The sequence below is a fragment of the Pseudomonas sp. NY15437 genome (genome assembly GCF_048068435.1).
In the GTDB taxonomy this organism is placed as follows: domain Bacteria; phylum Pseudomonadota; class Gammaproteobacteria; order Pseudomonadales; family Pseudomonadaceae; genus Pseudomonas; species Pseudomonas nitroreducens_B.
The window spans coordinates 1-217 of record NZ_JBLUQC010000060.1; the positions used below are offsets into that span (position 1 = coordinate 1).

Genomic DNA, 217 nt, shown 5'->3' on the forward strand with positions numbered 1-217 from the left:
TCGTAACAAGGTAGCCGTAGGGGAACCTGCGGCTGGATCACCTCCTTAATCGAAGATCTCAGCTTCTTCATAAGCTCCCACACGAATTGCTTGATTCACTGGTTAGACGATTGGGTCTGTAGCTCAGTTGGTTAGAGCGCACCCCTGATAAGGGTGAGGTCGGCAGTTCGAATCTGCCCAGACCCACCAATTGTTGTGGTGTGCTGCTGATCCGATA

At 51.6% G+C, this 217-nt stretch carries 1 tRNA gene; it reads left to right on the forward strand.

Annotation, left to right across the window (positions count from 1 at the left end):
• Positions 1 to 112 precede the first annotated feature (112 nt).
• A tRNA-Ile gene (locus ACNFIA_RS32020) sits at positions 113 to 189 on the forward strand.
• The last annotated feature ends 28 nt before the right edge of the window (positions 190 to 217 follow it).